The sequence below is a fragment of the Micromonospora sp. M51 genome (assembly GCF_018070305.1).
Taxonomy (GTDB): Bacteria; Actinomycetota; Actinomycetes; order Mycobacteriales; family Micromonosporaceae; genus Micromonospora; species Micromonospora parva.
Map to the genome: position 1 here is coordinate 1 of NZ_JAGPXZ010000779.1, position 2,763 is coordinate 2,763.

Genomic DNA, 2,763 nt, shown 5'->3' on the forward strand with positions numbered 1-2,763 from the left:
GCCCCCCCCCCCCGGCGGCCCGGTCAGTTGGGGTTGTTGGCGTGGGTCAACGTCTCCCAGGCGACGAAGAGGTTGTTGGTTCCGGCCGGACGTTGTTGCAGCGTGAGGGTCTGGGTGTTGGTCATGACGTTGCCCAACCGGTTGCTCATCGCGTTGAAGCCGACCTCGGTGATCGGGCCGAGGCCCCGGGTGAGGCTGCCGCCGCAGAGCCAGGAGGGCGGCGCCTCGCCGAGCTGGTAGCGCGAGTGGAAGCCGAGCGCCTGACGCAGCCGCTCGCCGACCTGCGGGTACAGGTCGCGGCCCTGGATCCGGGAGGTCTCCGCGACGTGTGAGATGGCGGAGATCCCGTACCCGGTGTGGACGAAGTCGCGGCAGGTCTCCTGGGCCAGGCCGGCGACGAAGGTGGACTGGCCCTGCCAGTAGCCGATGATCTCCGCGCTGGTGTCCAGACCGCTGCCGGGCGTGGTGTACGGCAACGCGCCGTCGCTGGGCAGGTACACGAAGGCCCGGGTGCGGTTGAGGAAGCGGGTGACCGCCGCGTCGTAGGCGCTGCGGTCGTCCAGGAACACCGCGATGCCGACGGCGGCCTCCATCATGGTCAGTTCCCAGTTGCCGTTGCTGTTCGAGCCGTTGCGCACCATCGGCAGGTAGACGGTGCGCAGCATGGTGGCGAAACGGCTGGCGTTGGGCCAGCTGGTGTACGTGTACTTGATGATCTCGGCGGCCCGGGGCCAGACCGAGGCGGCCCAGCCGGTCTGCAGCGGGGCGTTGCTGCCGGTGTGGGCGGTGATCGTGGCCGACCACGCGTCCATGATCTGGATGGACTTCTGCGCGTACCGGGCGTCCCCGGTGACATACCAGGCCAGCGCGTCGGTGTACGCGGCGATTGCGTCCTCACGCTCGTCGGTGCAGCCGTTGTTCGGGTTGGAGTAGGAACCGCACTCGACCACCGAACGGGGCGCCGGGGTACGCGACAGGGAGGCGTACCGGCTGCTCATCATCTGGTTGTAGGCCGCCGCCCACGGCTGCGCGCCGGCCTGGACCCGACCCCGGACGAAGTCGAGCTGGCCTCGGCTGACCAGCACGCCGGGGTGGGTGAAACCGGCAGAGGGCGGTGGTGTCGTGCCGCCGCCGCTGGGCAGTGTCCAGGTCTGGTTGGCGGTGCCGGTGCAGCTCCAGATCTGCAGCGGGGTGCCGTCGGCCGAGCTGGGACCGGTGGCGTCGAGGCACTTGCCGGAGACCGGGTTGACCAGTTGGCCGGCGTTGGCCGACCACTGCTGCGCCCCGGTGCCGTTGCAGTCGTAGATCTGCACCCGGGCACCGTTTGCCGTGCTGGCGGCGGCGATGTCCAGGCACTTGCCCAGCGCCCGGATGGTGCCGTCGTCGGCCACCGTCCACTGCTGCGCGGTGGAGCCGTTGCAGGTGAAGAGCTGGACCTGGGTGTTGTTGGCCGGGTTCGCGGCGGCCACGTCGACGCACTTGCCGCCGTACCCGGTGATGGCGCCGGTCGCGGCCGCCGTGGCGGGTGCCGCGCCGACGACCATCGCGGCCGGTACGGCGAGCAGGGCCGCGGCGAGCGCGGAGGTCAGTCTGATGCGGGGGTGGCGGGGCACGAGCCCGGCCAGTCGTCGCGCCATGTCGGGTCCTTCCGGGGCGGCGAAATAACTGTAAAGTGTGTTAATCATTACAGCCATACACACCGATATCAATGTCTTCGTCGCCACGGATGCCGTTACGGGTGCATCGACGCGCCCTTGAGCACCTTGTCCACCACGTTGCGTGGCGCGTGCAGCGCCAGGCCCACCAGGTCGAGCTTCTCCCGTCCGACCGCACGGACGGCGGCCCGGTTGTCCCGGTCGTTGCCGGTGGCGAACAGTTCGGCCGTGAAGATCGCCAACCGTAGGCCCCGGGCGAGGGCGCGTGAGTGCGCGCCGACCACCGTCGCCCGATCCCCGGCGAAGATCAGCACCGGCTGGCCGAACATCGGCAGGTAGCGGGTGTCGTCGGCGTCCCGGTACTCCTCGCCGAGCAACTCGGGCAGGGTGCTCGCGATGCCGCTGACCAGGAAGGCGGTGACGTTCAGTCGTTGCCAGCTCGCCAGGTCGTCACGGAGCAGTACGGCGATCTTGGTGGGAAAACGGATCGGTTCGGTCATGGCGTCGAGCCTGCCCGCCCCGACGTCGCCCGGTCTTGTACGTTCTTAGCGTGGCCACCAGCCCGGCTGGCTCGCACGTCAGCGCATGGCGACCCGCGGTAGCCGGGGTCGCCGAGGTCTTCCACGCCCATTTCGTGGACCACGCCTACCCCCGGCACATCCACGACGTGTGGACGCTGTTGATCGTCGACGACGGCGCGGTCCGCTTCGACCTGGACCGGCACCGGCACGGCGCGCTGCGCACGTCGGTCACCCTGCTGCCACCGCACGTCCCGCACGACGGCAGCTCCGCCACCCCGGACGGCTTCCGCAAGCGGTCCTGTACCTGGACACCTCCGCGCTCGACGCCGAGCTGATCGGCCGGGCCGTGGACGAGCCGGACCTGGCCGATCCGCAGCTGCGCGACCGGATCCACCACCTGCACCAAGCGCTGGCCGCGCCCGGCGACGAGTTCGAGGCCGAGAGTCGCCTCGCGCTCATCCTGGACCGGCTCCGCCGCCAGCTGCGCCAGCGCCCTCCGGTCGATGGCCAGCCGGCCGGACGCGGCCTCGCGGTCCGACTACGGGAGCTGCTGGACGCCCGGACCGTCGAGGGCGTCACGCTGGGGG

At 70.5% G+C, this 2,763-nt stretch carries 3 protein-coding genes and 1 pseudogene; 2 read left to right on the top strand and 2 right to left on the bottom strand.

The window, feature by feature from the left end; genetic code table 11:
- Positions 1 to 23: 23 nt before the first annotated feature.
- Both KBX53_RS28640 and KBX53_RS28650 read right to left on the bottom strand, forming a co-directional pair.
- Entirely contained in the window at positions 24 to 1,637 is a 1,614-nt protein-coding gene (locus KBX53_RS28640; protein ID WP_247676366.1) for a ricin-type beta-trefoil lectin domain protein, read from the bottom strand.
- 95 nt (positions 1,638 to 1,732) lie between these two features.
- Complete coding sequence (locus tag KBX53_RS28650) at positions 1,733 to 2,155, bottom strand: DUF2000 domain-containing protein (RefSeq protein ID WP_210862690.1); 423 nt, start codon at positions 2,153 to 2,155, stop codon at positions 1,733 to 1,735.
- 50 nt (positions 2,156 to 2,205) lie between these two features.
- On the opposite strand from KBX53_RS28650, the gene KBX53_RS36605 reads away from it, so the two are divergent.
- Together KBX53_RS36605 and KBX53_RS36610 are read left to right on the top strand one after the other, a co-directional pair.
- Positions 2,206 to 2,511 carry an AraC family ligand binding domain-containing protein gene (locus KBX53_RS36605; protein ID WP_309140877.1) on the top strand — a complete coding sequence of 102 codons (306 nt, stop codon included), beginning with the start codon at positions 2,206 to 2,208 and terminating at the stop codon, positions 2,509 to 2,511.
- A gap of 11 nt (positions 2,512 to 2,522) precedes the next feature.
- Positions 2,523 to 2,763: pseudogene (locus tag KBX53_RS36610) on the top strand (AraC family transcriptional regulator); the annotation flags it as partial.